This is a genomic window from Actinomadura chokoriensis, assembly GCF_039529475.1.
GTDB lineage: Bacteria > Actinomycetota > Actinomycetes > Streptosporangiales > Streptosporangiaceae > Spirillospora > Spirillospora bangladeshensis.
On sequence record NZ_BAAAMW010000003.1, the window covers coordinates 319,521 to 345,622 of the forward strand.

The following is a 26,102-nucleotide window of genomic DNA, read 5'->3' on the forward strand; positions in this document are numbered from 1 at the left end:
ACCTTCGGATTTTGTCGTCAGGCCGGGTCTAGGGGGTTAGATGTCGCGCACACCCTGCGGGTTCCAGTGACGCCCCCGACTTTCCCCGGTCAGAGCTTCGAGCGCAACCAGGAGATGTCGTCGGCCTGCCCCGCCGCCGGCGTCTCCACCACCACGGGGGCGCCCGCGGCCCGCACCACGCCGAGGATCAGCTCCGGGTCGATCTCGCCGTTGCCCAGGTTGGCGTGCCGGTCGGCGCCCGACCCGAACGCGTCGCGGCTGTCGTTGCAGTGCACCAGGTCGATGCGGCCGGTTATGGCCTTGATCCGGTCGACGGCGTCGACGAGCTCCTCCCCCGCCGCGTGCGCGTGGCAGGTGTCGAGGCAGAAACCGAGCTTGGAGTCCAGCCCGGGGACGCCGGACAGCACCTCCCACAGCCGGGCGATCCGGTCGAACGTGCGCGCCATGGCGTTCCCGCCGCCCGCGGTGTTCTCGATGTAGACCGGAATCGGACACTCGATCCGCTCGAACACCTTGCGCCAGTTCTCGAAGCCGGCCTCGGGGTCGTCGTCCTTCAGCACGTGCCCGCCGTGGACGATCAGCGCCCTGGCCCCGATCGACGCGGCCGCCTCCAACTGCTGGGCGAGGTTCTTGCGGCTCGGGATGCGGATCCGGTTGTTGGACGTCGCCACGTTGATCGTGTACGGCGCGTGGATGAAGACGTCCACCCCGGAGCCCGCCAGCGCCTCGACGCCCTCCGGCAGGACGGGCTTCTTCCAGCCCTGCGGGTCGCCCAGGAAGAACTGGACGACGTCCGCCCCGACCGCGCGGGCGTTGTCGAGCGGATTGTGCTGGTCGACGTGGGCTCCGATGCGCATGCCCACGAGCCTATCCGCGCCCTACGACACCCGGCACGCCGCGCCGCGGCCGGAGCGGGCGGGGAACGTGACCGCGCCCGGGGTCTCGGGGGCGGCGCGGCGGGAGGTGACGGGGGTCAGATCGAGAAGCCTCCGTTGCTGAGCGCGAAGCCGGCGCCGATGAACGAGGCGACCATGCCGATCACGTTCAGCCAGCGCTCGTTGGTCGTCGCGGAGATCATCTGCGAGTACAGCGCGAGGGGCAGGCCGATCACGCCGAGCACGGCGCCGGGGAGGTGGGTCGCCGGGATCCAGCCCAGGATCAGGGCGGCGATCCCGATGGTGATGGCGGCCACGGCCAGCACGTCCTGCAGCCGATGGGACTCCTGCGCGGCCTCGGTGCGCTCGGTGCGGGCGGGCGCCCGCCTCGCGCCGGTTGCCTGCTGCGGCATCGGGAACCTCCTCAGGTCATGGCTCCCGCGTTTGGGGCGCATGGTGAACGCGGGACCGGTCGGACCATGCCCGTAAAGGGATTCCCTGCCGGAGCGGAGATCAACCGGCGCGGGCGGGCGGAAAATGTCGGCGGCACCCGGTACTGTCGAACATGGATTCGAGAACACCGGCTCGGTCCGGCCCCCGAGGGGAAGCGGGGGAGAGCAGGAGGTGCACACCGTGGTGACGAAAGCGGAGTTGGGGCTCATCGGGGACGCCGAGCTCGTGGAGGAGCTGTCCCTGCTGACGACCCAGACCGCCCGAATGCGCGCCCGCATGGCCGACATCATGGCGGAGCTGGAACGCCGCCGCTGCAGCAAGACGGCCGGCCATGCGCGGGCACGCCGCTGACGTCCGCCGTCCGCGGAAGGCGTCCGCCGGCGCGGTGCGCCCGGCACGGCCGGCGCCCCGCACCGCGAACCGGCCCGTACGCTGCCGACTGTTGGTAGCCTGTACCGGTCTCGTGGCAGGTGCGCCCGGCGATCCGGGTCCGGCGCCGCCGCGAGGGACGCAACAGCCCTCCTGTCACGGAGAGACCGTGACCGCCTGAGTCCAGAGGAGGTAGGGACACAGCATGCGTCGTTACGAACTCATGACCATCCTCGACCCCGCCATCGACGAGCGCACCGCGAACGCGGCGCTCGACCCGTTTCTGAAGGTCGTCCGGGACGGCGGCGGCACCGTGGAGAAGGTCGACGTCTGGGGCCGCAAGCGCCTGGCGTACGAGATCCAGAAGAAGTCCGAAGGCATCTACGCGGTGATCGACCTGTCGGCCGAGCCTGCCACGGTCAAGGAGCTCGACCGGCAGCTCAACCTGAGCGAGTCGATCCTGCGTACCAAGGTCATCCGCCCCGAGGTCCACTGAGCCCGGGCTCAGCCCTCTAAGCAGCCGGAGCGAGCCCCATGGCAGGCGACACCGTAATCACGATCGTCGGGAACCTCGTCGAGGACCCGAATCTCCGCTTCACCCCCAGCGGCCAGGCGGTCGCGTCCTTCCGCATCGCCTCGACCCCGCGGTTCTTCGACCGCCAGTCGGGCGACTGGAAGGACGGCGAGGCGCTGTTCCTGACCTGCAACGTCTGGCGGCAGGCCGCCGAGAACGTGGCCGAGACCCTGCAGCGCGGCATGCGGGTCATCGTCCAGGGACGCCTCAAGCAGCGGTCGTACGAGACCCGCGAGGGTGAGAAGCGCACCGTCTTCGAGATCGAGGTCGACGAGGTCGGCCCGTCGCTGCGCAGCGCCACCGCGAAGGTCAACAAGACCCAGCGGCAGGGCGGTGGCGGCGGCTTCGGCGGCGGTGGCGGCCAGGGCGGCGGCGGTTTCGGTGGCGGCGGCCAGGACGGCGGCTTCGGCGGCGGAGGCGGCGGCGGCCAGCAGGGCGGCGGCGGCTTCGGCGGCGGCCAGCAGGGCGGCGCCCCCGCCGACCCGTGGGCCACCGGCGGCGGTGGCGGCGGATACTCCGACGACCCGCCGTTCTAGTCGCGCCGCTCCGGAACGACCACCGCTCCGGCACGACCACGGCACCATCCAGTACACGTCCATTCCCGCGTGAGCGGGGCTCTCCCAAAGGAGCACCACGATGGCGAAGCCACCTCCCCGCAAGCCGAAGAAGAAGGTTTGCGTTTTCTGCCAGGAGAAGATCTCCTACGTCGACTACAAGGACACGGGCCTGCTGCGGAAGTTCATCTCCGACCGCGGCAAGATCCGTGCCCGGCGGGTGACCGGCAACTGCACCCAGCACCAGCGGGACGTCGCCACGGCGATCAAGAACGCCCGCGAGATGGCGCTGCTGCCGTACACCAGCACCGCGCGCTGAGGCAGGGGGTTATAGATCATGAAGCTCATCCTGACCCAGCAGGTCTCCGGGCTCGGCGAGCCCGGTGACGTCATCGAGGTCCGCGACGGCTACGGCCGCAACTACCTCGTCCCCCGCGGGTTCGCGATCCAGTGGACCCGGGGCGCCGAGAAGCAGATCGACTCCATCAAGAAGGCGCGTTCGGCCCGCGAGATCGCGACCGTCGAGCACGCCAAGGAGGTCGCCGACCAGCTCGGCGGGCTGCGCGTCACGCTGCGCACCCGGACCGGCAGCAACGGCCGCCTGTTCGGCGCCGTGACCGCCGCCGACATCGCCGAGGCCGTCAAGGCCGCCGACGGTCCCGACCTGGACCGCCGCCGCATCGAGATCGGCAACCCGATCAAGACGGTCGGCACCCACCGGGTCAGCGTCCGCCTGCACAGCGACGTCAACGCCACGATCGACGTCAACGTCGTCGAGGCCTGACGCTCAACGCGGCACCGAACGGCCCCCGTCCTCTCTTGGGCGGGGGCCGTTCCATGTCCGCGAACTCCGGGAGTGTCCCGCCGGTGCCCGTGCTCGGCGCCGGTGGCGACTCGTCCTCGCGACCAGCACCGTCCCGGTCATCTCCTGCGGCCGAACCGCCCACTCGGCTGTGCGCAGGGCGGGGGAGGCGGCTTTGGATTCCCTAATGACTTGCACAAGGGCGGGGTGGCGGCTGTCCAAAACCGGGGGGCGCGTGCTGGGTTTCATGTGAAACGTCCCTGAACCGCCCTGTGTTTGGGGGATCGGCAGAGCGGCCATTACGTTCCGTGATCAGTCGATCGCCGGAACGAGGGGGGACGGTGTTGATCGCGCATTCGGGGGACGGCGCGGACGACCGGGAGCGTGCCGGCCGGCCGGTGACGCGCCGGGCGATCATCGGCGGGGTGGCCGGGGCCGGCCTGCTGGAGATGCTGTCCATGGCGTCGCCCCTCCAGAATGAGGCCATGGCGGACGAGTCGGCCGCGGGCCGCACCCTGTTCACGGCGGAGGCCCCGCACATCTACACGCGCGCCCAGTGGAAGGCGCGGCCGCCCAGGCGGCCTGCCAAGGTCCTCAACCGGGCACCGGACCACATCATCGTCCACCACACCGCGACGGCGAACTCCAGCGACCGGTCCCTGTCCCATGCGTTCGCCCTGTCGCGGAGCATCCAGAACATCCACATGAACAAGAACGGCTGGGACGACACCGGCCAGCAGCTCACCATCAGCCGCGGCGGCATCGTGATGGAGGGGCGCAACCGCAGCCTGAAGGCGATCCGGGCCGGCGACCTGGCGGTGGGGGCGCAGGTCCTGCACAACAACGACCACACGATCGGCATCGAGAACGAGGGGACGTACACGTCCCGGGCCGTACCCGGGAGGCTGTGGAAGTCGCTGCTGGAAGTGTGCGTGTGGCTGTGCCAGGAGTACGGCCTCGACCCGTCCGAGGCCATCGTCGGGCACCGCGACTACAACAAGACGTCGTGCCCGGGAGACAGGCTCTACGCCCGGTTGCCCGAGCTGCGCCGGGCGGTCGCCGCGCGTCTGGAGGGCTCCCCGAGTTCGAGCGGCGCCACCACGGACCCGGGCCTGTCGCTGTTCCCGTCCCTCGACGACCTGACCTGACCCGGGGTCGACGGGATCAGGTGTCCGGGGTCGTGTAGCGGGTCCGGCGGCGGGCGATCTCGGGGTCGATGCCCTCGATCAGGGACCAGATGCCCGCCACCCGTTCCACGAGGGTCTCCGGAGGCAGCCCGGCCAGGCCCTCGGCCGCCAGGTCGTCGATCGCCTGCGTCAGCCGGGCCATCCGCTCGCCGTGTGTGGAACACATGTTCGAATAGTAGCGGGTGGGGCGGCCGGTGCGGGTGCGGTTTCGCCGAATCGGGCTAGCGGACGGCGCCGGTGACGAGCCAGCGGTCGCCGCGGGCGCGCAGGCCGAGGGTGATCCCGCGGGTCAGCATCCACAGGCCGATCGCGGACCAGAGCCCGATGAGGCCGGCGTCCGCCCGGTACAGGCCGATCGCGGCCGGCAGGAAGACGACGGTCGCGACGAGCGTCGTCACGGCGAGGTAGGCGCCGTCTCCGGCGCCGATCAGGATGCCGTCCAGGACGAACACGACGCCCGCGAGGGGTTGCAGCAGCGCGACGAGGAGCAGGGAGGCGAGCAGGAGGTCCCGGACGTCGCCGTCCGCGGTGAACAGGGCCGGCAACCAGGGGCGCACGGCGAGGATGCCCAGCCCGAACACGATGCCGCAGCCGATGCCCCACCACACCATCCGGCGCGTGACGGCGCGCGTGCCCGTGATGTCGGACGCGCCCAGGTAGCGGCCGGTGATCGCCTGCCCGGCGATCGCGATGGCGTCGAGCGCGAACGCCAGCAGCGTCCACACCTGGAAGCCGACCTGGTAGGCGGCGATCTCCGCGTCCCCCATGCGGGCGGCGATGGACGTCCCGACGATGAGGACGATGCGGAGCGCCGCCGTCCGGACGAGGAGGCCGAAGCCCGCCTTGGCCGACGTCCGCAACCCGTCCAGATCGGGGCGGACCGAGGCCCCGTGTCGGCGCGCCGCGCGCAGGACGACGGCCGCGTAGACGGCCGCGCTTCCCGTCTGGGCGATCACGGTGCCCCAGGCCGAACCCGCGATCCCCCAGTTCAGGACGATCACGAACACCGCGGTGAGCAGCAGGTTCGCCGAGAACCCGCCGACGGCGACGAGGAGCGGCGTGCGCGTGTCCTGCAGGCCGCGCAGGACGCCGGTGCCGGCGAGCACGAGCAGCATCGACGGGATGCCGAAGAGGCTCACCCTGAGGTAGGTCTCGGCGTACGGCGTCACGGTGGGGGACGCGCCGAACGCGTCCACGATCCCGGGAACGAGCGGCCAGCCGGCGACGATCAGCGCCGCGCCGATGGCGACCGCGAGCCACATCCCGTCGATGCCCTGCCTGATCGCGGCCGGCACGTTCCCGGCGCCGATCTGCCGCGCGACCCCGGCGGTCGTCCCGTAGGCGAGGAAGACGCAGAGGTAGACGAGGGTGTTGAGGGCCTGTCCCGCGACGCCGAGCCCGCCGAGCTGGGCGGTGCCGAGGTGCCCGACGATGGCCGAGTCGGACAGCAGGAACAGGGGTTCGGCGACGAGCGCGCCGAAGGCCGGCACGGCCAGGCGAAGGATCTCGCGGTCCTGCGCGGTCGCGAGCCGCCGGGATGTCGTCACCGCGTCGAGGCTATCACCGGCGTAACTGTCCTCATGACTTCAAGCCTTACATCGCCCCGCCGGGCCGACTTTCTTTCCCACACAGCCGGTGGATGACGTTACCGCAGGTCAGGCAGTGGTCGTGCGCGTCGTCCACGGAGAATCCACAGAGTTGTCCACAGGTCGTGCACAACCTATGCGGCGTGTCTGCACAGGGAGTCCACAGGGTTGTCCACAGGCGGCTTTGCTCAGGGAGGCGCGGGCTCGCGAGAATGTCCGACGCGTCGGATAGACGTGTGGTGAACGGTCGGCGATGGGCGGACGGGGCCGTCGGCGGGCCGAGATGAAGGGGGTGCGACGGTGAGCGTGGCCGACATCGGACCGCAGGAGCACGAGTTCGAGCGCACCCCACCGCACGACATCTCGGCGGAGCAGGGCGTGCTCGGCGGCATGCTGCTCTCCCAGGACGCCATCGCCGAGGTCGTCGAACTGCTGCGCACGCCCGACTTCTACCGTCCCGCGCACCAGATCATCTACGACGTCATCCTCGACCTGTACGGCCGCGGCGACCCGGCCGACGCCGTCACCGTCGCCGGCGAGCTGACCAAGAACGGCGAGATCGCCCGCATCGGCGGCGCCCCCTACCTGCACACCCTCATCTCCCTGGTGCCCACGGCGGCCAACGCCGGGTACTACGCGAAGATCGTCCACGAGCGCTCGATCCTGCGCCGGCTGGTCGAGACCGGCACCCGCATCGTCCAGATGGGCTACGCCGCCGACGGCGCCGACGCCGACGACGTCCTCGACCGCGCCCAGGCCGAGGTCTTCGCCATCGCCGAGAAGCGCGCCGGCGAGGACTACGTCGCCCTCTCGGAGATCATGCCCGGCGCCCTGGACGAGATCGAGGCCATCGGCAGCCGCGGCGGCCAGATGGTCGGCTGTCCCACCGGCTTCGCCGACCTCGACGCCCTGACCAACGGCCTCCACCCGGGCCAGATGATCGTCGTCGCCGCCCGTCCCGCCATGGGCAAGGCGCTGGCACTGGCCACCCCCCTGCCGACCCCCGCGGGTTGGACGACGATGGGCGACGTGGCGGTCGGCGATCACCTGCTCGGCCCCGACGGCCGGCCGACCCGCGTCGTCGCCGCCACCGAGGTGATGCGCGGCCGTCCCTGCTACGAGATCGAGTTCTCGGACGGCGAGGTCATCATCGCCGACGCCGAGCACCAGTGGCGCACCACCACGACCCCGTCACCACGCGCGGACGAGATCGGGCTCGGCTCCGGTCGTGTCCGTGAAGGCGAGTTCGACGGCGAGATACCGGGGGGCTTCGTCGAGATCCTCCGCATGGCGTTCTCCACGGAGCGGAACAGGCAGCTCGGACGATTCGGGCTCGGGTACAAATCAGTGCTGAACGGCTCGGACTTCACTGACTTCTTCGGCACCACCAGGAGCGCGGGTCTCTGGCCGACCAGGGAGATCAGGGCCGCCCGCGCGACGGATGAGAACAATGCCCAGGCCGGGAGGGCGAGCGGGCGCCGCCCACTGCCGCCCGGCGGGGTGCACCGCCCTCACGGCTCACCTGGTTCCACCGGCGCGGCTGGGACGTGTACGGATCTCGGACAGGGGCACGGGCGGTCCACCTGCATCGCTGTGGAGGCGGAGAGCACGACCCGCGCGTCCGGCGCGTCCCGAACCAGGTCGGCCGACGCGCATCATTTCCTGATCCGGGGCCGCGACGGCACCATGGCCCGCCCGCCGCAAGGCGGCCGGTCGGCGTTCGACGGCCGCGCCGCCATCCGGACGACCGAGGAGATCTTCGCGATGCTGCGGCAGGGGGAACGTCTCCTCCACGCCGTGGAGGTCGCCGCCGCCTTCGACCTCCCCGAGGCCGATCTCCCCATCGACCCCTACGTCCTCGGCGTGTGGCTCGGCGCGGGAGAACCCGGCGCCGATCAGATCACGTGCCTGGACGCCGACGTCATCGCCCAGATCGAGGCGACCGGCCAGCAGGTCGCTCCCGAACTGCTTCCGGGCTGCTATCTCCTCCCCGGAGTGCGCGACCACCTGGGCTCTCTCGATTTGCTGTCAGACGCGCACGTCCCGGCCGGATACCTACGGGCGTCCACGGCTCAGCGGCGGGCGCTGCTCGCCGGCCTGCTCGACATCCGCGGGCACGTCTCCGCCGACGGACGCGTCGACCTCCTCTTCTCCTCCGCGCGGCTCGCCGAAGGAGTGCACGAACTCGTCCTCAGCCTCGGCCACCGCACCGAACTGACGACCGGCCCCGCAGGGGACGCCGACGACGAGCCGGTGCACGAGGTCGCCTTCACCCCTACCGAGACGGTGTTCCGGCTGCCGCGCAAAGCGGCCCGGCAGCGCGCGGCCGTCCCCTCAGACGCCGGTGTCCGGTACATCGTCGGCGTCCGTCCCATCGAGAGCGTGCCGGTGCGGTGCGTCCAGGTCGACAACGACGACCACATGTACCTCGCGGGGCGGCACTGCGTGCCGACGCACAACTCGACGCTCGCCCTCGACTTCGCCCGCGCCGCGTCCATCAAGCACGGCCTGACCTCGGCGTTCTTCAGCCTGGAGATGGGCCGCAACGAGATCACGATGCGGCTGCTGTCCGCCGAGGCGCGGGTGGCGCTGCACGCGATGCGGTCCGGCACCATGCAGGACGAGGACTGGACCCGCCTCGCCCGCCGCATGAGCGAGGTCGCCGAGGCGCCGCTGTTCATCGACGACTCGCCCAACATGTCGATGATGGAGATCCGCGCGAAGTGCCGGCGGCTCAAGCAGCAGCACGACCTGCGCCTCGTCATCATCGACTACCTGCAGCTGATGACGTCCGGCAAGCGGGTCGAGAGCCGCCAGGTCGAGGTCTCGGAGTTCTCCCGCTCACTGAAGCTCCTCGCCAAGGAACTGGGCGTCCCGGTCATCGCCCTCTCCCAGCTCAACCGAGGCCCCGAGCAGCGAACGGACAAAAAGCCCATGGTGTCCGACCTACGCGAATCGGGATGTGTCACGGCTTCCACGCGGATCATGCGCGCGGACACCAATGAGCAGGTCACCATTGGCGAGCTCGTGGCGAGCGGCGCGAGGGACGTGCCCGTGTGGGCGCTTGATGAGCGCCTGAAGTACGTGCCCCGCACCATGACCCACGCGTTTTCCAGTGGACGTCGAGAAGTCTTCCGCGTCACGCTCGCCTCCGGTAAGGAGGTCGAGGCCACCGCCAACCATCCCTTCCTCACCTATCACGGCTGGCAGCCGCTCGGTGAGCTCGCGCCCGGTTCGCGCGTCGCAACCTCCAGGCACGTGCCACCGCCGCTGGAGCCAACGGCATGGCCCGAGGCGCGCGTGGTCATGTTGGCGCACCTCATCGGCGACGGATCTTTCGTCAGGCGTCAACCGATCCGCTACGCCAGTAAGGACGAGGCGTGTCTCCGGGCCGTCACCGAAGCGGCCGGGCACTTCGGCATCACCGCCGTCCGGGACGACTACGAGGCAGCACGGGTCACCACGCTCCGGTTGCCGGCGCCGTACCGCCTGACCCACGGTCGCCGGAATCCGATCGCCGAGTGGCTTGACGAACTCGGACTCTTCGGAAGGCGTTCGCATGAGAAGTTCGTCCCGGCGCCGGTCTTCAGCCTTCCCAAGGAGCAGGTGGCGCTTTTCCTCAAGCATCTCTGGGCCACGGACGGCTGCGTGCACTGGGATGCAAAGAACGGCCAATGCCGTGTCTACTACGCCTCCACGAGCAGACAACTCGTGGAAGACGTCTCCACCTTGCTGCTGCGATTCGGCATTCTCTCGCGCATCAAGAGCGTCACGAAGGGTTCCCATCGCCGCGGGTATCAGCTCCACCTGTACGGCGCGGAGAACCAACTCGCGTTCTTCGAGTCCGTCGGGGTCCATGGGGCGCGTGGTGTCGTAGCCGCGTCCGCCGCCGACCTGCTCCGAGGAATCCGATCGAACACCAATCGTGACACCGTTCCCCGAGAAGTGTGGGACGACGTCCGGAGTATTCTCGCCGATCGTGGCATGACCCATAGGGAGTTCTCTGCCGCAATCGGCACCCAGTTCTGTGGCAGTGCACTGTGGAAGCGTGCACCGAGCCGTGAGCGGCTTGGGCGCGTTGCGACTGTACTGGGCAGCGCCGAACTGGAACTGCTATGCACCAACGACGTGTTCTGGGATGAGATAGTAGAGATCGAGAGCATCGGTGAACAGGACGTCTACGATGCCACGGTGCTCGGCCTTCATAATTTCGTGGCGAACGGAATCTCTCTCCATAACAGTATCGAGCAGGATGCGGACATGGTGATTCTGCTGCATCGCGAGGACGCCTATGAGAAGGAGTCGCCGCGCGCCGGTGAGGCCGACCTGATCGTCGCCAAGCACCGCAACGGTCCGACGGCCACCGTCACCGTCGCCTTCCAGGGCCACTACAGCCGCTTCGTCGACATGGCGCAGTAACCGCCTCGGGCCGCACGTCCGCACTTCGTCGGCGGCGGTAACGGTGGCGGGGGTCTCGACACGTATGGGGTGTCACCCAGTGAAGGGGAGACCCGTGCGTCATGAGAGACCTCGCCATCGGGGCTTCGATGGATGATCGCGAGGCCAGGTTCGAGGCGATCTACGCCGCGGCCTACGAGCCGATCCTGGGGTATGTGCTGCGGCGCTGCGCGTCCCCGGACGATGCCGCCGACGTGGTCGCGGAGACGTTCACGATCGCGTGGAGGCGGCTGGAGGAGATCCCGCCCGGGGGAAGGGCGCGGCTGTGGCTGTACGGCGTCGCGCGCCGGGTGCCGGCCGATCACCGGCGGGGTGAGGAGCGGCACCGGCGGCGCACGACGCGCCTGCGCGACGAGATCGCGGCGGTCGAGACCGACCCCGTGGAGGCGTCGGCGATCGCCGCGGCGTTCCGCCGGCTGTCCGACGACGACCGCGAGCTGCTCGGGCTGGTCGCGTGGGAGGGGCTGGACCATGCCGCCATCGCGGCGGTCCTCGGCTGCTCGGTGGGCGCCGCCCGCGTCCGGCTGCATCGCGCGCGCAAGCGCCTCGACCGCGCGCTGCGCTCCGATGCCAGGCCCGCGGCCGCCCAGCGTCCCATCACCGAACGGAGGTCCCTGACATGAAGTCCCATTCCACCGATGAGCTGTGCGGTCGATGGCGCGCGTCCGCGACGAGTCCCTGGCGGGATTCGCCGACCGGCCCGCCGCGCGGGACCTGAGGGAGGACATCGTCCGGACCGGCACCGGGACCGGGTCCCCGGTCCGGGTGGCGAGGCCGGCGCGCTTCCGGCTGGGCGTGCGGCTCGCCGCCGTCGGGGCGCTGGCGGCGGTCGCCGTGGCCGGCGTCGCCCTGCGCGGGGCGGACGACGCCGGACCGCCCGCGGACATCGCGCTCGGTACTCCCGCCGAGGCGGCGCACGTCCTCGACCGGGCCGCCGCGGTCGCCGCGACCAGGCCGTCCGCCGGGGCCGAGCCGCGCCAGTGGGTGTACACGAAGATGCGGCTGACGTCGTCGGCGAAGCCCGCCGGGCTCGTCACCGGAGGCCCGTACAGGACGGAGACCTGGGTGGTGTGGCGGTGCGGCGACGGCAAGCAGTACACCGCCTACGAGAACGGACGGCCGCGGGCCGGGCACGAAGTGGTGTCCTCCGCCGTCGCGAGCGGGTTCGAGCCGCTGCCCAGTGATCCGGGAGCGCTGCTGCGGAAGATCCGCAGGGGGCCCAGGGGCGGGGGCGGTGACCAGATGGCCTACGAGACGCTGGTCACCATCCTGCGGGACAGCCTGCACGCCCCGGAGACGGAGCGGCGACCTTCCAGGCGATCAAGCTGATCCCCGGTGTGACGCCGGTGGAGGGCGAGGTCGAGATCGCCGGCCGGCCGGCGATCGCCCTGGGCCTGACGGTGGAAGGGTGGCTGCACGAGGAGGTGCTGCTCGACCCGGAGACGTTCGCCTACCTCGGGGAACGCGCGATCGCGGTCAAGACCCGCACGTTCGTGTCGGACGGCGACCCCACGGTCACGGTGAAGGCGGGGACGCTGCAGCGCCTCATGGTCCGCGTCGCCATCGGGGTCGTCGGGAAGTCGGGCCAGCGCCCTTGAGCGAGCGGCAGCGCCGCTAGGCGAGGGGCCCGGCGGCTGAGCGAGGGGCCGGCCGCTGAGCGAGCGTTCGCGGCCCCGCGGCAGGCGGGGCCGCGGGCAGGCGTGCGCGGGTAGGCGGGGCCGCGGGCAGGCGTGCGCGGGCAGGCGGGGCCGTGGGTAGGCGTGCGCGGGCAGGCCCGGGGCCGGGGGCTAGGTGTCGAGGCCGGACGGGCAGGTCGTGGGGCTGCGGCGGGCCAGGATCGCGAGGGCCTGCTCGCACCAGCGGAGGTTCTCGCGTTCGAAGGCCAGGCCGCGCATCAGGGTCAGGTAGGGGCCGATGCGGTCGGCGGTGGCGAGGTACTCGTCCTCGGTGCGGCCGTCCAGGAGGCGGGCGCGGAGGCGTTCGAAGCGGGCGACCTTGGACTCGGCCCACGTCATGCGCTCGCGGATGGCGTTCATGACCGCGCGGGCGTCGCCCGCGTCCACGGCCTGCACCTGCACCATGAGCTCTTCGCGGATCGCGCCCGGCCGGGGCGGCGTGGCGGTGAAGTCGTGCAGGGCGCGGCGGCCGGCGACGGTGAGCGAGTACAGGCGCTTGTTGGGGCGGCGTTCCTGCTGGACGACGCGGGCCTGGATGAGGCCCTCGACCGCCATCTTGTCCAGTTCCCGGTAGAGCTGCTGCGGGGTGGCCATCCAGAAGTTGGCGACCCCGGCGTCGAAGCTCTTCGCCAGGTCGTACCCCGATGCCTCGCCCTCCAGGAGCGTGGCCAGGACCGCGTTGCGCAGCGACATGGCTCCGAGCCTAGCGGCGGCGATGGGTGCTTCGGCCATTAATCAATTTTGTGACTACAGCGCGCTGGACCGCCGGGCCCGACCGCGACTAGTGTTATCCGCACCTAGTCAACTAGTTTCATATCGGGGGGCTCCCATGCATCCGTTCCGCCGAGCGGTGGAGGCCGGCGACGTCGCGGCCCTGGAGGGGCTGTTCGCGGAGGACGCCGTGTTCACGAGCCCGGTGGTGTTCAGGCCGTACGAGGGGAAGGCGATCACCGCGGCGATCGTGCGGGGCGCGGCGAGGGTGTTCCAGGACATCCATTACGTGCGGGAGATCGTCAGCGCGGACGGCCGCGACCACGCGCTCATGTTCCAGGCGACGGTGAACGGCCTCCAGGTGCAGGGCTGCGACTTCCTGCACCTCGACGAGGACGGCCTGATCGACGACCTCACCGTGATGGTGCGCCCGCTCTCGGCCGCCAAGGCCCTCGCCGAGGCCATGGGCGCCCAGTTCGACCAGATCGAACGTGAGGCGTCCGGCGCACAGGAGGCGGTGGCGGAGCCGTAGTAAGTCTCACTCGGGGGTCAGCGGGCGGGGCGGTCGAAGATCAGTTCGCGGCCGTCGTCCTCGTCCCATTGCTCGCCCATGTAGGTGAAGCCCTGGCCCGCGATCGTGGCGAGGGACGCCCGGTTGTCCGGGCTGATCGTGGCGCGGACGGTCGTGACGGTGGGCTCGGCGGCGGCGCGGTCCAGGAGGGCGGCGAGCATGGCGCGGGCGTAGCCCTTGCGGCGGTGGGCCGGGTCGACGGAGTAGGCGATCGTCAGCGTGCCGTTCTCCGGTGCGCCGTGGAAGCCGGCGTGGCCGACGACGTGCCCGTCCGGTTCCGCGACGGCGGCCCGGACGATCCAGGGCGCGTGGGACGGGTCCCGGCCGAGCTGGGCGAGGCGGAAGGCCCAGAGCGACTTCGCCTCGTCGGTCGTGAAGTAGCCGGTGAGGGGGATTCCGGCTGCGGCGCTGGCGCGCGGCAGGTCGGCGTCCAGGAGGGCGGTCATCGCGGCGGGCGGGAGTTCTGCGAGCCTGATCGCGGGAGGCATAGGCGGCTCCTTTCGAGGGGGAGCCGAGCCTACGGCCGGGTGTTCGGCGGGGGCGAGCGATTTACCGGCTCTTCGCGTGGTGGTCGGCGAGGCGGGCCAGCAGGCCGGTGAGCTGCTCGCGTTCGGCCGGGGAGAGCGGCGCGAGCAGCTCGTCCTGGATGCCGGTCAGGACCCCGTCCAGTTCCTGGAGGTGGCGGGTGCCGTCCGGGGTGAGGGTGATGATGTTGCGGCGCCGGTCGGACGGGTCGGGCGAGCGGTCGACCAGGCCCTTGGCGGCGAGTTCGTTCAGGGCGGCGACGACGTCGCTGCGGTCGACTCCGGTGGTGCGGCCGAGGTCCGCCTGGCTGGACGGGCCGTACTCGGCGAGGGCGGCGAGCAGCCGGTAGTGGTAGCCGCGGGCGCCCGCCGCGGCGAAGCCGGCGCCGACCAGGCGGTGGCTGTGCGCCGAGACGAGACCGATCAGCCAGCTCGGGGCATGCCGGAGGCGCGCGGGCGTCCGGGCGTCGGCCGTCATCATGCCGCTCAGTCTACGGGCTTGTTGGCATGGCCAACGAACAGCTAATGTTGGTTGCACCAATGTTGGTTGAGCCAATGAAGGAGTGGTCATGGACGATCGTCAGCAGCTGTCCGCGCTCGTCAGCCGCCTCGGGCGGTGGCTGGACGACAAGGACTTCGGCGACGGACGCGCCCTGTTCACCGAGGACGCCGAGGCGCACACCCCCGGTGGCGTCTCTAAGGGCGCCGACGCCCTCATCGAGCAGGCGCGCCGCAACCACACGGTGCCGACCCAGCACTTCATCACCGGCCCGCTCATCGACGTGGACGGCGACGAGGCCGCGATCAGCGCGAACCTCCTCGTCGTCTTCGCGCACGAGGAGGGGCCGCGCCTGCTCGGCGAACGCTACGACCTGCGGGCCGCCCGGACGCCGGACGGCTGGCGCCTCTCCCGGATCCAGGCGCGTCCGGTCTGGGAGGTGGCGAACGCCGCCGGGCGGGTCACGGCGACGTGAGCGTCTCGGACAGAGCGTGCAGGCGGGCTCGGGCTGCGGGGTCGTAGGCCTGGTCGTCGGCGCGGGCCTCCCGAAGGCCGTTGAAGAAGCGGCCGGAGACGTCGTCCAAGGCCGGGTCGGTGACGAGGCGGTGCGTGGCCTCGACGCCCTCTTCGAGGGTGCTGGCCGGAGTGGACACCATCTTGGTCGGCATGAAGGTGGCCGGGTGCAGGGCGTTCGCGGTGACGCCCGTCCCGGCCAGCTCGTCGGCCAGATCGATCGTGAACAGCACCTGCGCGAGCTTGCTCTGGCAGTAGGCGCCGAAGCCGCGGTAACGGTGTTCGAGCATCACGTCGTCGAAGTCGATCGCCTGCTGGCCGAGGCTGCTGACGTTGACGATCCGGGCCGGGGCCGAGGAGATCAGGGTCGGCAGCAGCAGCCGTGTCAGCAGATATCCGGACAGGTAGTTCACGGCGAACGTCAGCTCGTGGCCGTCCGCGCTCGCGGTCCAGTCGTCCGGCCCGCCGATGCCCGCGTTGTTGACCAGCACGTCCAGCCGCGGATGGTCGGCGCGGACGGCCTCGGCGAGCGCGCGGGTCTCGGCCAGCGACGCCAGGTCGGCGCGGTACCAGGCCGCCCGGCCGCCGATCTCCTGGAGGGCCGCCTTGCCGCGCCGGTCGTCCCGTCCGTGGACGAGGACCGTCGCGCCTTCGGCGGCCAGTCGCGCGGCCAGGGCGCGACCGAGGCCGTCGGTCGCGCCCGTGATGAGAATCGTCTGCTGATCGATGGGACGCATGTCCTCCATCGTGCTCGGCGCGCGCCCCGACCGACAGTGCCGATCAAGGACGAGCGAGGAAGTCCCGGATGAGGTCGACGAACTCGTCCGGCCGCTCCATCGGCACGACGTGCCCGGCGTCCAGCTCGACGTACTCGCTGCCGGCGATGCCCGCGGCCAGCTCCCGGTGGTTGGCGACCGGGACCGTCCTGTCCTGCGTGCAGCCGATGACCAGCGTCGGCGCCTCGATCTTGCGGAGCAGCTCGCGGATGTCGAGCCGCCGGAGGAGGTCGAGCTGGCGCAGCCGGGCGTCCGTGGGGCTCATGAAGCCGTGCAACTGCTCGACCGCCTCGTGCCCGAGGCCGGCCAGGAAGGGCGGGGTGAAGGACGTCAGGGTCCCGAGGCGGCCGAATCCCTCGGGGCTGCCGGTGAGGCCGAGCCACGCGTCGACCAGCTGCCGGAGGTACTCGTCGCCGCCGTGCGCGAGGCCCGCGACGGTGACCAGGCGCCGGACGAGGCCGGGACGCAGCGCGGCGGCCGCGGCGGCCGTCGGCGCGCCCATCGAGAAGCCGACCAGGTCCGCCGGGCCGCCGCCGACGTCCTCGATCACGGCGTTGACCTGGGTGGCGAGGGCTTCGATGGTCAGCGGCGCGCCGTCGTCCTCGGCGGCGTCGGAGCCGCCGAGGTCCGGCAGGATCACGGTGTACCGGTCGCTGAACCGGTCGACGAGCGCGTCCCACATGCCGGCGCCGGGGCCGACGCCGTGGACGAGGACGAGCGCGGGCCCCGAGCCCTCCGTCCGGTAGCCGATCCGGGTGTTTCCAATGGTCAGGTTCGTCATGCCACCGACGCTGCCAGCGCGCGGACGGCATGAGGAGCGGACCGCTCTTACTAGGACGAACGGTCCTAGTCTCAACCCGGGACCGAGCACGGATCATGAGGGCATGGAGATGAACCGCCGCGATCTCGCCGACTTCCTCCGCCGCTCGCGGGAGCGGCTGCGCCCGGCGGACGTGGGCCTCGCGCCGGGCCCGCGGCGCCGGACGCCGGGGCTGCGCCGCGAGGAGGTGTCGCAGCTCGCGGGCATGTCCGCCGACTACTACATGCGGCTCGAGCAGGCGCGGAGCCCGCAGCCGTCCGTCCAGGTGCTGGCCGCGCTCGCCCGCGCGCTGCGGCTGACCGGGGACGAGCGCGACCACCTGTACGTCCTCGCCGGGCACCGGCCGCCCGTCGGCCCCTTCGCCGGCGAGCACGTCCGGCCGGGACTGCTCTACCTCCTGGACCGGCTGGACGAGACGCCCGCGCAGATCATCGGCGACCTCGGTGACCTCCTCGCGCAGAACGCGATGGCCGAATCCCTTTTCGGGTGCGTCTGCACGGTCGAGGGGCCGGACCGCAACATCATCTGGCGGTGGTTCACCGACCCGTTCGTCCGGGCGGCGTATCCGCCGGAGGAGCACGAGCACTACAGCCGCCTGCACGTCGCCGACCTGCGCGCCGCCGTCACCCGCCGCGGCGCCGACGAACCTGCGCAGGTGCTCGTCCGGCGCCTGCGGGAGGCGAGCGGCGAGTTCGCCCGGCCCTGGGACCTGCACGAGGTCGCCGTCCGCCGCACCAGCCGGATGAGGGTGCTGCACCCGGAGGTCGGGCCGATCGAGTTCGACGCGGAGGTCCTGCTCACGCCGGCCGAGGACCAGCGCCTCGTCGTCTTCACCCCGCCGCCCGGCACCGCGGCGTCCGACGCCCTCGCGCTGCTGCGCGTCATCGGCCCCGAGACCGCGCACCGCAGCCACGTCCACCCCTGAACGCGCCGTCCAGCGGTCAGGTGGAGGGCCGCAGCCGCCAGAGGGACGTCGTTTCGGCGGCGCGGGCGGCGTGCAGGGGGTCGTCGGGGTCGGCGGCGCGCGGGTGGACGGGACGGGTGTCGAGCCTCCCCGCGACCTCCAGGCCGGACGCCGCGAACAGCGCGCGGAGTTCGTCCCGGGTGCGGAGGCCGAGGTGCTCGGCCAGGTCGGACAGGATCAGCCAGCCCTCACCGCCCGGTTCCAGATGGTCGGCGAGGCCGCCGAGGAACCCGCGGAGCATGCGTCCGCCCGGGTCGTAGACGGCGTGTTCGAGGGGTGAGCTGGGCTTGGCGGGCACCCACGGCGGGTTGCAGACGACGACCCCGGCACGTCCCGGCGGGAACAGGTCCGCCTGGACGACCTCGACCTCGCCCTCCACCTTCAGCCGGTTGATGTTCTCCTGGGCGCAGGCAAGCGCGCGCGGGTCGAGGTCAGTGGCGACAACGCGTTCCACACCGCGACGGGCCAGGACCGCCGCGAGGACGCCCGTCCCCGTTCCGATGTCGAACGCCGTCGCCGTCGCCGTCGAGGGAAGTGGCGCCTCGCCGACCAGGTCGACGTACTCCCCTCTGATCGGCGAGAACACCCCGTAGTGCGGGTGTATCCGGTCGCCGCCCAACGCGGGGATGGGGACGCCCTTCTCCCGCCACTCATGGGCGCCGATCACGCCCAGCAGCTCGCGCAAGGAGACGACGTACGGCTGGTCGTCCGGCCCATAGGCCTCCGTACAGGCGTCCTGGACGGAAGGTGCACGGCGTAGCGGGATCACGTGTCCCGGGTCGAACGGTATGAGCAGCATGCCGAGGGTCCGCGCGCGCTGGGCGCGTGCCTGCCGGTGGAGGTGGAAAGCCTGTACCTGGGACGGTTCCGGCTTCCGCTTGCGCCGCCGTGGCGGACGGTCGATCCGCCGCGCCATCGCCTGGAGGAGCTGCCGGGCGTTCTGGAAGTCGCCGCGCCACAGCAGCGCTGTTCCCTCGCAGGCCAGCCTGTAGGCGTCGTCCGCACGGGTCTCGTCGTCCGCGACCACGATGCGGCGGGGCGGCGGGGCACCGCTCTCCGACCGCCAACGGACGCGATGATCCCGGCCGCCCTCCCGCCAGGAGATGTCGTCCACGAGCAGTACGGTATCGGGGTGCGTCTACCTGGGCCATTGCATGCGCTGAACGAGGGCCTGGCCTTCCTGCTGGAGATCGCGGCCATCGTCGCACTGGCTTGGTGGGGCTTCACGACCGGCGGGAACATCCTCGTCAACGTCATCCTGGGCGTGGGCGCGCCGGTGGCCGCGATGGTCGTGTGGGGCCTGTTCGCCGCTCCCCGCGCCCGCTTCAAGGTCGCGCTACCGATCGTCCTTCTGGTGAAGGCCGTCGTCTTCGGTGCGGGCGCACTGGCGTTCTATGGCGTGGACCATGCCGCACTGGCGGTGGCGTTCGCCGTTGTCGCCGTCCTCAACACCGCCCTGGCGACGCTCGACCGCGAAGCCCATTTCCGCGCCGCCGTCTAGGCGAGGTCCGCGCTCGACAGGTGCGTGGACGTCTCGGCCAGCTTCTTGAGCGCCGCCTCCGAAGGCGAGCCCGGTTCGGCCGCGTACAGCATCAGGCGGCTGAGGTCGGGATCGCCGGGCAGATGCAGGGTCTCGAACGGCAGGACGAGCCGTCCCACCTGCGGGTGGTCGATGCGGGCCTCGCCGTGGGTCAGGTCCGTGACGTGGTGGTCGGACCACATCGCGGCGAACTCGGGGGCGCGCTCGCGCAGGCAGTCGATCAGCGTGTGCAGGCGCGGGTCGTCCGGGTCCTGCCCGGCGCGGAACCGCAGGTAGGCGACATTGCGGCGCGCCACGACCGGCCAGTTGCCGCCGAGCCGGGCCCGGTACTCGGCGTTCAGGTGGATCTGGTGCGACCAGGTCCGCTCGTCCGGCGGGACGTTCGCGAGGTCGACGAACACGGCGGCGGTGAGGCGGTTCCAGGCGACCACGTTCGTGTAGTGGCCGACGATGTAGGCGGGCGCGTGCGTGATCGAGTCGAGCAGATGGCGGAGCGGGGTCCGCAGGCGCGGCGGCTCCGCGACCGGCGCGCGGCGCGGCGGGTGTGCGAGGCGGTGCAGGTGGGCGCGCTCGTCGCCGTCCAGCCGCAGCGCCGCCGAGACCGCGTCGAGGACCTCGGCGGACACGCCGCCGGCGGTGCCCTGTTCGAGCCGGATGTAGTAGGCGACGCTGACGCCGGCGAGCTGCGCGAGCTCCTCGCGCCGCAGCCCGGGGACGCGCCGCCGCGTCCCGTAGGAGGGGATGCCGACGTCCTCGGGCCGCAGCCGCGCCCGCCGCGACCTGAGGAACTCGCCGAGTTCGGTGGTGGACGCCATGCCGCCGAGGCTATCGGCGGTGGCTGCGTTACGGTTGCTCCGCACTTGTCCGGGTGAGGGAGGCGGGGGCCGGATGTACCCACAGCGGTTCGGGAACTACGAGTTGCTGTCCGAACTGGGCGAGGGCGGGATGGGCACCGTCCATCTGGGGCGGGCGCCGGACGGCCGGATCGTCGCGCTGAAGACCATGAACCGGCTCGCCTTCCACAGCGAGGACGGGCACCGGCGGTTCGAGCGGGAGACCGCCGCGCTGCGCAAGGTCACCGACCCGCACGTCGCCGCGTTCGTCGACGCCGATCTGGCGGGCCCGGCCCCCTACCTGGTCACCGAGTACGTCCAGGGGCGTCCGCTGGACGCGGTCGTGTCGTCGGGTCCGCTCGGGCGGGACGGCCTCCGCCGGCTCGGTCTCGGCCTGGCGCGGGCCCTCCGCGCCCTGCACGCCGCCGGCCTGATCCACCGGGACGTGAAGCCGGCCAACATCATCATGGCGGGCGGGGAGCCGGTCCTCATCGACCTGGGCATCGCCCATCACGTCGACAAGACCCGGATCACGACCAGGAGGGTCGGCACGTGGAGCTACATCGCCCCTGAGCTCGTGGAGAACAGGAAGCCGACCGAGGCGGCGGACGTGTTCTCCTGGGGCGCGGTGATGGCCTACGCGGCGACCGGCCGGCCGTGCTTCACGGCGGACTCGGAACCGGCGATCATCAACCAGATCCTCACCGTGGAACCGGACCTCTCCGGCGTCCCCGGCTGGCTGCGCGGCATCGTCGGCCGGTCGCTCGCCAAGGACCCGGACCACCGGCCGTCCGTCCGGACGCTGTGCGAGGCGATGGCGGACCGGCCGCACGTGGAACTGCTCCGCACCGCCTACCTGGACGCGCGGGACGCGCACGAGCACGCCCGCGCCGAGGGCATCGCGTTCAGCCTGCACGCGATCGCCGTCGCGGCCGGGGACACCGCGCTCGCGGCGAGCAGCCTGCTGGACCAGGCGCACGCCGCACGCTACTCGGGCCGGTTCGACCGCGCCGAGACCCTGTTCGAGCAGGCGCGAGGCGCCTGCGCCGCCGTCCGGGCGCGCCAGGACGAGGGCTGGGCCTGGGACGGGATCGGCGTCTGCCGGCACCGCCGGGGCGAGTACGCGTCGGCGGGGGAGGCGTTCGCCGCGGCGCTCGCCATCGCCGAGGAGGTCGGCGACACCGTGCTGCGCGCGTGGAACCTGTGCAACCTCGGGAGCCTCGCGCTGCGTCGCGGCGATGACGCCGAGGCCGCCGCCCGCTACGACGCGGGGGTGGCCGCGTCCGGGGAGCATCCGGACATCCAGATCGAGGCGCTGAACGGCCGGGCGCGCTGCGCGCTGGCCCAGGACGAGCCCGAGGCCGCGGAGTCGCTGTACCGGCGGGCCGCCCGCGCCGCGAAGGAGATCGGGGACGACCGCCGGGAGGGCTGGGCCTGGTACGACCTCGGCGAGTCCGCGCGCGGGCGGAAGAGCTTCGACGCGGCGCGGGAGGCGCTGGAGAACGCCCTGCACATCGCCACCGAGCGCGGCGATCGCCTCATGGAGGGCTGGACCCGCTGCAAGCTCGGCGGGTGCCTCCGCGACACCGGCCGCCGAGACGAGGCGAAGGCCATGTACGAGCAGGCCCGCGACGTCGCCGGTCTTCTGCACGACGAGAAGATGAGCGACTACGCCACGACCCGTCTGGAGGCGCTGACCTCCTCGTCCTGAGTCCTGCTATTGGGAGTGGTACGACCGGGCGGGGGCTGGGTAACCGCGCCCTACAGCGCGATGGTCGCAGGTATGACCGCACTCACCACCGACGTTTCCGCCCCCATCGAGCGGATGTCGTCACGGCACAAGCTGGTATTGACCCTCCTGCTCGGCGCGCAGTTCATGCTCGCCATCGATTTCTCCATCCTTAACGTGGCGTTGCCCGTCGTCGGCAGGGGATTGGGCTTCGGCTTGGACGACCTGCAGTGGATCGCCACGGCGTTCGCTCTCCCCGCCGCCGGTTTCACGCTTCTGTTCGGCCGCGTGGCCGACCTGTTCGGACGGCGCCGGATGCTGCTGGCGGGCATGGCCCTGTTGGCCGGAGGGTCCCTGATCGGCGGGCTGGCCCTGTCACCGGCGATGCTGCTCGTCGGACGCGTCATGCAAGGGCTGGCCACGGCCATCGCGACACCGGCGGCCCTGTCGCTGCTCACGACGTCCTTCCCGGAGGGACCGCTCCGGACGCGGGCGCTCGGGCTCAGCGGCGCGCTCATGTCGGCGGGGTTCACCGTCGGCGCGATCTTGGGCGGCGTGCTCACCGACCTGCTGAGCTGGCGCTGGGCGTTCCTGGTCAACGTGCCGGTCGCGGTGCTGATCGTCGCGGTCACGCCGGTCGTGATCGGTGAGAGCCGGACGCGGGACAGGGCGAAGCTGGACGTTCCGGGCGCGGTGACCGTCACCGGCGGGCTGCTCGCCCTCGTGTACGGAATCACGGCGGCCGGCTCGCGGATGTCGCCGGCCGCGATCATCGCGCTCGGGGCCGCGGCCGTCCTGCTGGTGGCGTTCGTGCTCATCGAGCGCCGCGCGCCGGCCCCGCTCGCCCCGCTGCACGTGCTGACCCGCCGGACCGTCACCTGGGGCAACGTGGGCGGGTTCGTCGCCTTCGCCACCGAGACATCGCTGGTGTTCCTGCTGACGCTCTACTTCCAGAAGGTCCTGGACTTCTCGCCGCTGGCCACGGGCCTCGCGCTCGGCGTCCTCGGCGCCGGAACCTTCGCCGGCGGCGTCGCCGCGCCCCGGATCATGGGCCGGCTCGGCGCCGGGCGACGCTCGTCTCCGGGCTCGTCCTGCAGGCCGCGGCGACGGCCGTGCTGCTGGGGCTCGGCGACTCGCGCGGCGGCCTCGGCCTGCTGCTCGCCGCGACCGCGATCGGCGGCTTCGGGAACCTCGTCGCGATCGTCGCGTTCATGGGGCTCGCGACGTCCGGGCTGCCGGACGGCGAGCAGGGCCTCGCGACCGGCCTCGCCACCATGACGCAGCAGGTCGCGATCACCCTCGGCATCCCGGTGATGAGCGCCGTGGCCACCGCGAACTCGTCCGTGCTGGGCGGCGTCCACACCGCGATCGCGGTGAACGCCCTGATCGTCCTCGCCGGAGCGGTCCTGGCCGGGGTCTTCCTGCGGCGCGCCTGAACGGAGACGCCATGGATCCGTCGTTCAGTCGAGGACGACCCGGTCGGCGGCGGTACGGGCGAGGCGCTCGGCGAGGGCGACGGCCTTGCCCGTGGCGTCCTCGCCTTCCAGGCGAGGAGTGTAGGTGAGCCAGATGGTGACATTGCCCTTGCGTGCGGAGATCTGGATCTGCGTTGCGCGGCTCGGGTCCCGATGGGTGGACGTGACGAGCGTCGCCTCGTCGCCGACGCCGGGCAATGGACGAGCATCCTTGTCACCGGGGGCGGGCCCGGGGGACCCTTCCCGGAATTTCCTTTCGGCCTGCTCGATTCCACCGTCCTGGCTCAATGCGTACTTGTGCAGCTGGTACTCCAGGTGCAGTGAAATGGTGTCGTAACGGCACATGGATCTGCCAGAGACGTCGCGGACCGACAATGGCTTCTCCGTGGAGGCCATCTGCTTCGCGGCCGGGGCGAGGACGCGGCAGGCATCGGGCACGGCGCTCGCCTCCATGCGGCCGGGCCACGCATGGTGATGCCAGATCGGATCGAACGTCACGAAGAGCACCGTCCAGGTCGCGAGGATCGCGATGTGCGCGACGACGTATCGCCATGTCAGCAGGGGGCGGCCGCGCGTCACCTCCCGTCCCGCCCGGCTGGAGAGGTCGGCGACGGCGGCCTCGAAGTCCCGGTCGCGGCGGAAGCGGAGGCGAATCGGCGCGCCCAGGGTCACCGAGGTCGCGGGGCTCACGGCGCCGATTCCCTCCGTCCAGAGGCGACGGCGCTTTTCCAGCTTTGTGATGCCCTCCCAGGCCATGTAGACCTGGTTGACGGAGTCCTTGTTGTTGTGCAGTCCGTCCGGGCCGAGTTTCACCTTGCCGAACAGGATGGTCAGTGTCGCGCCGATCGCGGCCAAACCCATGAATGCGATGCACAGTGCCGGAGCCAATGCCTGGATCCAGAAGGCGAACGCGGCGGCCAGGAGGAGCAGCACTCCGACGGTCGCCTGCGCGTAGGCGAGACACCGGAGCATGCGCGGCGGTCTCAGCACCACCTCGCCGGGCTCGGACACCGGCAGCACCGGACCGTCGGGCAGGCTCTCCATGATCTCCTCCTAGCGGCGTGGAGCGATCGTAGCGGTGCGACGATGATGTCGTTTTCCCGCTAGTGGAGCGTGCCGGCATCGGTGATGCTGGGTGCATGCACGAGGACGTGGAGAGGTGCGTACGGGCCGTCCAGTCGAAGGACGCCCGCTTCGACGGATGGTTCTTCACCGGGGTGGTGACCACCGGGATCTACTGCCGTCCGAGCTGCCCGGTCGTCCCGCCCAAGCCGGAGAACATGCGCTTCTACCCCAGCGCGGCGGCGGCCCAGCAGGCCGGTTTCCGGGCCTGCAAGCGGTGCCGGCCGGACACGTCCCCCGGCTCCCCCGAGTGGAACCACCGGGCGGACGCCGTCGCGCGTGCCATGCGCCTCATCGCGGACGGTGTCGTCGACCGCGAGGGCGTGCCGGGCCTGGCAGGACGGCTCGGCTACAGCACGCGTCAGGTCGAACGGCAGCTCAACGCCGAACTGGGCGCAGGTCCACTCGCTCTAGCACGAGCCCAGCGTGCCCAGACGGCACGGCTCCTCATCGAAACGACGGCCCTCCCCATGGGGGACGTCGCGTTCGCTGCCGGGTTCGCGAGTATCCGGGCCTTCAACGACACCGTCCGCGAGGTGTTCGCGCTGACGCCCACCGCCCTGCGCGACCGTGTCGCCAAGGGGCAGCCACCGGCCGGCTCAGGCGTGCTCTCCCTGCGCTTGCCCTTCCGTACGCCGCTCTGCCCGGACAACCTCTTCGGTCACCTCACGGCCACCGCCGTCCCGGGCGTGGAGGAATGGCGGGACGGCGCGTTCCGTCGCGCCATGCGACTCCCCCACGGACCTGGCATCGCGACCCTCCGGCCCCAGCCCGACCACATCGCGTGCACGCTCAACCTCGCCGACCTGCGCGACCTCACGATCGCGATCAGCCGCTGCCGCTGGATGCTCGACCTGGACGCCGACCCCGTCGCCGTGGACGACCTGCTCCGCACCGACCCCGTCCTCGCCCCGCTGGTCGACAAGGCCCCTGGACGGCGTGTACCGCGCACCGTGGACGCCCCCGAGTTCGCCGTCCGGGCCGTCCTGGGACAACAGGTGTCGACGGCCGCCGCCCGCACCCATGCGGGCCGCCTGGTCACCGCCTACGGCGACCCCATCGACGACCCAGGCGGCGGGCTGACGCACCTCTTCCCGACACCCTCCGCCCTGGCCGAACTCGACCCGGAGGATCTCGCGTTCCCGAAGACCCGTCGCACTACGCTCATCACCCTTGTGGAAGCACTGGCGAACGGGAAAGTCGACCTCGGCGTAGGGAGCGACTGGGAGGAGGCCCGCGCGCGCTTGGCCGAACTACCCGGCTTCGGTCCGTGGACCATTGAGACCATCGCGATGCGTGCCCTCGGTGACCCGGACGCGTTCATCCCAGGCGACCTGGGCATCCGGGCCGCGGCCAAGTCCCTCGACCTCCCGAGCACCCCGGCCGCCCTCACCCGACGCGCCTCCCAGTGGCGTCCTTGGCGGGCCTATGCCGTCCAATACCTGTGGGCCACGGGCGACCACCCGATCAACCTGCTTCCGGCACACTGAG

Annotated in this window: 30 protein-coding genes; 18 read left to right on the top strand and 12 right to left on the bottom strand. The window is 71.5% G+C overall.

Translation table 11 applies throughout. The features are described 5' to 3' along the window. Positions 1 to 89: 89 nt before the first annotated feature. Together ABFX46_RS09445 and ABFX46_RS09450 are read right to left on the bottom strand one after the other, a co-directional pair. The gene (locus ABFX46_RS09445; RefSeq protein ID WP_346041063.1) at positions 90 to 857 is read right to left on the bottom strand and encodes a deoxyribonuclease IV; all 768 of its coding nucleotides are present in this window, start codon (positions 855 to 857) and stop codon (positions 90 to 92) included. Positions 858 to 973: 116 nt separating this feature from the next. Then, the gene (locus ABFX46_RS09450) at positions 974 to 1,288 is read right to left on the bottom strand and encodes a hypothetical protein (protein WP_346041065.1); all 315 of its coding nucleotides are present in this window, start codon (positions 1,286 to 1,288) and stop codon (positions 974 to 976) included. Positions 1,289 to 1,508: 220 nt separating this feature from the next. Here ABFX46_RS09450 and ABFX46_RS09455 point away from each other — a divergent pair, with 220 nt between their 5' ends. The 6 genes from ABFX46_RS09455 (at position 1,509) to ABFX46_RS09480 (ending at position 4,775) form a co-directional block, all read left to right on the top strand. After that, positions 1,509 to 1,679, top strand: a complete 171-nt coding sequence (locus ABFX46_RS09455; RefSeq protein ID WP_346041067.1) for a hypothetical protein — start codon at positions 1,509 to 1,511, stop codon at positions 1,677 to 1,679. Positions 1,680 to 1,902: 223 nt separating this feature from the next. After that, entirely contained in the window at positions 1,903 to 2,193 is a 291-nt protein-coding gene (rpsF, locus tag ABFX46_RS09460) for a 30S ribosomal protein S6 (RefSeq protein WP_163061065.1), read from the top strand. A 38-nt stretch (positions 2,194 to 2,231) separates the two neighbouring features. Then, entirely contained in the window at positions 2,232 to 2,807 is a 576-nt protein-coding gene (locus ABFX46_RS09465) for a single-stranded DNA-binding protein (protein WP_346041069.1), read from the top strand. A 100-nt stretch (positions 2,808 to 2,907) separates the two neighbouring features. Beyond that, the gene (gene rpsR / locus ABFX46_RS09470) at positions 2,908 to 3,144 is read left to right on the top strand and encodes a 30S ribosomal protein S18 (protein ID WP_019631633.1); all 237 of its coding nucleotides are present in this window, start codon (positions 2,908 to 2,910) and stop codon (positions 3,142 to 3,144) included. Between the two features lie 18 nt (positions 3,145 to 3,162). Then, entirely contained in the window at positions 3,163 to 3,609 is a 447-nt protein-coding gene (gene rplI / locus ABFX46_RS09475) for a 50S ribosomal protein L9 (protein WP_163063546.1), read from the top strand. A gap of 467 nt (positions 3,610 to 4,076) precedes the next feature. Beyond that, positions 4,077 to 4,775 (top strand): peptidoglycan recognition protein family protein, encoded by a 699-nt coding sequence (locus ABFX46_RS09480; RefSeq protein ID WP_428831235.1) that lies wholly within the window; start codon positions 4,077 to 4,079, stop codon positions 4,773 to 4,775. A gap of 16 nt (positions 4,776 to 4,791) precedes the next feature. On the opposite strand, the gene ABFX46_RS09485 is transcribed toward ABFX46_RS09480, so the two are convergent. Both ABFX46_RS09485 and ABFX46_RS09490 read right to left on the bottom strand, forming a co-directional pair. After that, on the bottom strand, positions 4,792 to 4,980 hold the full coding sequence (locus tag ABFX46_RS09485; protein WP_131944373.1) for a hypothetical protein: 189 nt from the start codon (positions 4,978 to 4,980) through the stop codon (positions 4,792 to 4,794). Between the two features lie 55 nt (positions 4,981 to 5,035). Beyond that, positions 5,036 to 6,361 carry an MATE family efflux transporter gene (locus ABFX46_RS09490; RefSeq protein WP_346041072.1) on the bottom strand — a complete coding sequence of 442 codons (1,326 nt, stop codon included), beginning with the start codon at positions 6,359 to 6,361 and terminating at the stop codon, positions 5,036 to 5,038. 339 nt (positions 6,362 to 6,700) lie between these two features. Between ABFX46_RS09490 and ABFX46_RS09495 the strand changes: the two genes are divergently transcribed. The 4 genes from ABFX46_RS09495 to ABFX46_RS09510 all read left to right on the top strand — a co-directional run bounded on the left by ABFX46_RS09495 (position 6,701) and on the right by ABFX46_RS09510 (position 12,456). After that, the gene (locus ABFX46_RS09495) at positions 6,701 to 10,819 is read left to right on the top strand and encodes a replicative DNA helicase (protein ID WP_346041074.1); all 4,119 of its coding nucleotides are present in this window, start codon (positions 6,701 to 6,703) and stop codon (positions 10,817 to 10,819) included. Between the two features lie 128 nt (positions 10,820 to 10,947). Beyond that, the gene (locus ABFX46_RS09500; protein WP_346041076.1) at positions 10,948 to 11,481 is read left to right on the top strand and encodes an RNA polymerase sigma factor; all 534 of its coding nucleotides are present in this window, start codon (positions 10,948 to 10,950) and stop codon (positions 11,479 to 11,481) included. 31 nt (positions 11,482 to 11,512) lie between these two features. Further along, entirely contained in the window at positions 11,513 to 12,187 is a 675-nt protein-coding gene (locus ABFX46_RS09505; protein WP_346041077.1) for a hypothetical protein, read from the top strand. 8 nt (positions 12,188 to 12,195) lie between these two features. Continuing rightward, entirely contained in the window at positions 12,196 to 12,456 is a 261-nt protein-coding gene (locus ABFX46_RS09510) for a hypothetical protein (RefSeq protein ID WP_346041079.1), read from the top strand. 189 nt (positions 12,457 to 12,645) lie between these two features. Here the strand turns inward: ABFX46_RS09510 and ABFX46_RS09515 are convergent, their stop codons facing one another. Then, positions 12,646 to 13,266, bottom strand: coding sequence for a PadR family transcriptional regulator (locus ABFX46_RS09515; protein ID WP_487046962.1), 621 nt, complete (start codon positions 13,264 to 13,266; stop codon positions 12,646 to 12,648). A gap of 97 nt (positions 13,267 to 13,363) precedes the next feature. Here ABFX46_RS09515 and ABFX46_RS09520 point away from each other — a divergent pair, with 97 nt between their 5' ends. Continuing rightward, a complete protein-coding gene (locus ABFX46_RS09520) occupies positions 13,364 to 13,777 on the top strand; it encodes a nuclear transport factor 2 family protein (protein ID WP_346041081.1) in 414 nt (137 codons plus the stop codon). 17 nt (positions 13,778 to 13,794) lie between these two features. Here the strand turns inward: ABFX46_RS09520 and ABFX46_RS09525 are convergent, their stop codons facing one another. Both ABFX46_RS09525 and ABFX46_RS09530 read right to left on the bottom strand, forming a co-directional pair. After that, positions 13,795 to 14,304: a GNAT family N-acetyltransferase gene (locus ABFX46_RS09525; protein WP_346041083.1), complete on the bottom strand. Its 510-nt coding sequence runs from the start codon at positions 14,302 to 14,304 to the stop codon at positions 13,795 to 13,797. A 61-nt stretch (positions 14,305 to 14,365) separates the two neighbouring features. Then, positions 14,366 to 14,821 carry a MarR family winged helix-turn-helix transcriptional regulator gene (locus ABFX46_RS09530; RefSeq protein ID WP_346041085.1) on the bottom strand — a complete coding sequence of 152 codons (456 nt, stop codon included), beginning with the start codon at positions 14,819 to 14,821 and terminating at the stop codon, positions 14,366 to 14,368. An 88-nt stretch (positions 14,822 to 14,909) separates the two neighbouring features. On the opposite strand from ABFX46_RS09530, the gene ABFX46_RS09535 reads away from it, so the two are divergent. Continuing rightward, entirely contained in the window at positions 14,910 to 15,314 is a 405-nt protein-coding gene (locus ABFX46_RS09535; protein WP_346041087.1) for a nuclear transport factor 2 family protein, read from the top strand. Here ABFX46_RS09535 and ABFX46_RS09540 read toward each other — a convergent pair. Beyond that, a complete protein-coding gene (locus ABFX46_RS09540) occupies positions 15,301 to 16,089 on the bottom strand; it encodes an SDR family NAD(P)-dependent oxidoreductase (RefSeq protein ID WP_346041088.1) in 789 nt (262 codons plus the stop codon). The two genes, ABFX46_RS09535 and ABFX46_RS09540, sit on opposite strands and share 14 nt — an antisense overlap. 43 nt (positions 16,090 to 16,132) lie before the next feature. Continuing rightward, on the bottom strand, positions 16,133 to 16,909 hold the full coding sequence (locus tag ABFX46_RS09545; RefSeq protein ID WP_346041090.1) for an alpha/beta fold hydrolase: 777 nt from the start codon (positions 16,907 to 16,909) through the stop codon (positions 16,133 to 16,135). A gap of 103 nt (positions 16,910 to 17,012) precedes the next feature. Between ABFX46_RS09545 and ABFX46_RS09550 the strand changes: the two genes are divergently transcribed. Beyond that, the gene (locus tag ABFX46_RS09550) at positions 17,013 to 17,873 is read left to right on the top strand and encodes a helix-turn-helix transcriptional regulator (RefSeq protein WP_346041092.1); all 861 of its coding nucleotides are present in this window, start codon (positions 17,013 to 17,015) and stop codon (positions 17,871 to 17,873) included. Positions 17,874 to 17,889: 16 nt separating this feature from the next. Here the strand turns inward: ABFX46_RS09550 and ABFX46_RS09555 are convergent, their stop codons facing one another. After that, the gene (locus ABFX46_RS09555; RefSeq protein WP_346041094.1) at positions 17,890 to 19,026 is read right to left on the bottom strand and encodes a methyltransferase; all 1,137 of its coding nucleotides are present in this window, start codon (positions 19,024 to 19,026) and stop codon (positions 17,890 to 17,892) included. A gap of 18 nt (positions 19,027 to 19,044) precedes the next feature. On the opposite strand from ABFX46_RS09555, the gene ABFX46_RS09560 reads away from it, so the two are divergent. Continuing rightward, positions 19,045 to 19,413 carry a YrdB family protein gene (locus tag ABFX46_RS09560; protein WP_346041096.1) on the top strand — a complete coding sequence of 123 codons (369 nt, stop codon included), beginning with the start codon at positions 19,045 to 19,047 and terminating at the stop codon, positions 19,411 to 19,413. Here the strand turns inward: ABFX46_RS09560 and ABFX46_RS09565 are convergent. After that, positions 19,410 to 20,267 carry a helix-turn-helix transcriptional regulator gene (locus ABFX46_RS09565; RefSeq protein WP_346041098.1) on the bottom strand — a complete coding sequence of 286 codons (858 nt, stop codon included), beginning with the start codon at positions 20,265 to 20,267 and terminating at the stop codon, positions 19,410 to 19,412. The two genes, ABFX46_RS09560 and ABFX46_RS09565, sit on opposite strands and share 4 nt — an antisense overlap. A 73-nt stretch (positions 20,268 to 20,340) precedes the next feature. Between ABFX46_RS09565 and ABFX46_RS09570 the strand changes: the two genes are divergently transcribed. The 3 genes from ABFX46_RS09570 to ABFX46_RS09580 all read left to right on the top strand — a co-directional run bounded on the left by ABFX46_RS09570 (position 20,341) and on the right by ABFX46_RS09580 (position 23,450). Then, positions 20,341 to 21,996 carry a protein kinase domain-containing protein gene (locus ABFX46_RS09570; RefSeq protein WP_346041100.1) on the top strand — a complete coding sequence of 552 codons (1,656 nt, stop codon included), beginning with the start codon at positions 20,341 to 20,343 and terminating at the stop codon, positions 21,994 to 21,996. Positions 21,997 to 22,068: 72 nt separating this feature from the next. Continuing rightward, a complete protein-coding gene (locus tag ABFX46_RS09575; protein ID WP_346041102.1) occupies positions 22,069 to 23,292 on the top strand; it encodes an MFS transporter in 1,224 nt (407 codons plus the stop codon). After that, entirely contained in the window at positions 23,226 to 23,450 is a 225-nt protein-coding gene (locus tag ABFX46_RS09580; protein WP_346041104.1) for a hypothetical protein, read from the top strand. The genes ABFX46_RS09575 and ABFX46_RS09580 overlap by 67 nt, the downstream gene beginning before the upstream one ends. A gap of 24 nt (positions 23,451 to 23,474) precedes the next feature. On the opposite strand, the gene ABFX46_RS09585 is transcribed toward ABFX46_RS09580, so the two are convergent. Next, a complete protein-coding gene (locus ABFX46_RS09585; RefSeq protein WP_346041106.1) occupies positions 23,475 to 24,533 on the bottom strand; it encodes a hypothetical protein in 1,059 nt (352 codons plus the stop codon). A 95-nt stretch (positions 24,534 to 24,628) separates the two neighbouring features. Here ABFX46_RS09585 and ABFX46_RS09590 point away from each other — a divergent pair, with 95 nt between their 5' ends. Next, the gene (locus tag ABFX46_RS09590) at positions 24,629 to 26,101 is read left to right on the top strand and encodes an AlkA N-terminal domain-containing protein (protein ID WP_346041108.1); all 1,473 of its coding nucleotides are present in this window, start codon (positions 24,629 to 24,631) and stop codon (positions 26,099 to 26,101) included. Position 26,102 lies beyond the last annotated feature (1 nt).

Excerpts from the sequence above, each read along its gene's own strand:
- ABFX46_RS09465 (WP_346041069.1), top strand. The coding sequence starts at position 2,232 with ATGGCAGGCGACACCGTAATCACGATCGTCGGGAACCTCGTCGAGGAC.
- rplI (WP_163063546.1), top strand. The coding sequence starts at position 3,163 with ATGAAGCTCATCCTGACCCAGCAGGTCTCCGGGCTCGGCGAGCCCGGT.
- ABFX46_RS09570 (WP_346041100.1), top strand. The coding sequence starts at position 20,341 with ATGTACCCACAGCGGTTCGGGAACTACGAGTTGCTGTCCGAACTGGGC.
- ABFX46_RS09545 (WP_346041090.1), bottom strand. The coding sequence starts at position 16,909 with ATGACGAACCTGACCATTGGAAACACCCGGATCGGCTACCGGACGGAG.
- ABFX46_RS09485 (WP_131944373.1), bottom strand. The coding sequence starts at position 4,980 with ATGTGTTCCACACACGGCGAGCGGATGGCCCGGCTGACGCAGGCGATC.
- rpsF (WP_163061065.1), top strand. The coding sequence starts at position 1,903 with ATGCGTCGTTACGAACTCATGACCATCCTCGACCCCGCCATCGACGAG.
- ABFX46_RS09535 (WP_346041087.1), top strand. The coding sequence starts at position 14,910 with ATGGACGATCGTCAGCAGCTGTCCGCGCTCGTCAGCCGCCTCGGGCGG.
- ABFX46_RS09515 (WP_487046962.1), bottom strand. The coding sequence starts at position 13,266 with ATGGCCGAAGCACCCATCGCCGCCGCTAGGCTCGGAGCCATGTCGCTG.
- ABFX46_RS09500 (WP_346041076.1), top strand. The coding sequence starts at position 10,948 with ATGGATGATCGCGAGGCCAGGTTCGAGGCGATCTACGCCGCGGCCTAC.
- ABFX46_RS09520 (WP_346041081.1), top strand. The coding sequence starts at position 13,364 with ATGCATCCGTTCCGCCGAGCGGTGGAGGCCGGCGACGTCGCGGCCCTG.
- ABFX46_RS09530 (WP_346041085.1), bottom strand. The coding sequence starts at position 14,821 with ATGATGACGGCCGACGCCCGGACGCCCGCGCGCCTCCGGCATGCCCCG.
- ABFX46_RS09480 (WP_428831235.1), top strand. The coding sequence starts at position 4,077 with ATGCTGTCCATGGCGTCGCCCCTCCAGAATGAGGCCATGGCGGACGAG.
- ABFX46_RS09585 (WP_346041106.1), bottom strand. The coding sequence starts at position 24,533 with ATGGAGAGCCTGCCCGACGGTCCGGTGCTGCCGGTGTCCGAGCCCGGC.
- ABFX46_RS09540 (WP_346041088.1), bottom strand. The coding sequence starts at position 16,089 with ATGCGTCCCATCGATCAGCAGACGATTCTCATCACGGGCGCGACCGAC.
- ABFX46_RS09450 (WP_346041065.1), bottom strand. The coding sequence starts at position 1,288 with ATGCCGCAGCAGGCAACCGGCGCGAGGCGGGCGCCCGCCCGCACCGAG.
- ABFX46_RS09525 (WP_346041083.1), bottom strand. The coding sequence starts at position 14,304 with ATGCCTCCCGCGATCAGGCTCGCAGAACTCCCGCCCGCCGCGATGACC.
- ABFX46_RS09505 (WP_346041077.1), top strand. The coding sequence starts at position 11,513 with ATGGCGCGCGTCCGCGACGAGTCCCTGGCGGGATTCGCCGACCGGCCC.
- ABFX46_RS09550 (WP_346041092.1), top strand. The coding sequence starts at position 17,013 with ATGGAGATGAACCGCCGCGATCTCGCCGACTTCCTCCGCCGCTCGCGG.
- ABFX46_RS09575 (WP_346041102.1), top strand. The coding sequence starts at position 22,069 with ATGACCGCACTCACCACCGACGTTTCCGCCCCCATCGAGCGGATGTCG.
- ABFX46_RS09565 (WP_346041098.1), bottom strand. The coding sequence starts at position 20,267 with ATGGCGTCCACCACCGAACTCGGCGAGTTCCTCAGGTCGCGGCGGGCG.
- ABFX46_RS09445 (WP_346041063.1), bottom strand. The coding sequence starts at position 857 with ATGCGCATCGGAGCCCACGTCGACCAGCACAATCCGCTCGACAACGCC.
- rpsR (WP_019631633.1), top strand. The coding sequence starts at position 2,908 with ATGGCGAAGCCACCTCCCCGCAAGCCGAAGAAGAAGGTTTGCGTTTTC.
- ABFX46_RS09590 (WP_346041108.1), top strand. The coding sequence starts at position 24,629 with ATGCACGAGGACGTGGAGAGGTGCGTACGGGCCGTCCAGTCGAAGGAC.
- ABFX46_RS09580 (WP_346041104.1), top strand. The coding sequence starts at position 23,226 with ATGGGGCTCGCGACGTCCGGGCTGCCGGACGGCGAGCAGGGCCTCGCG.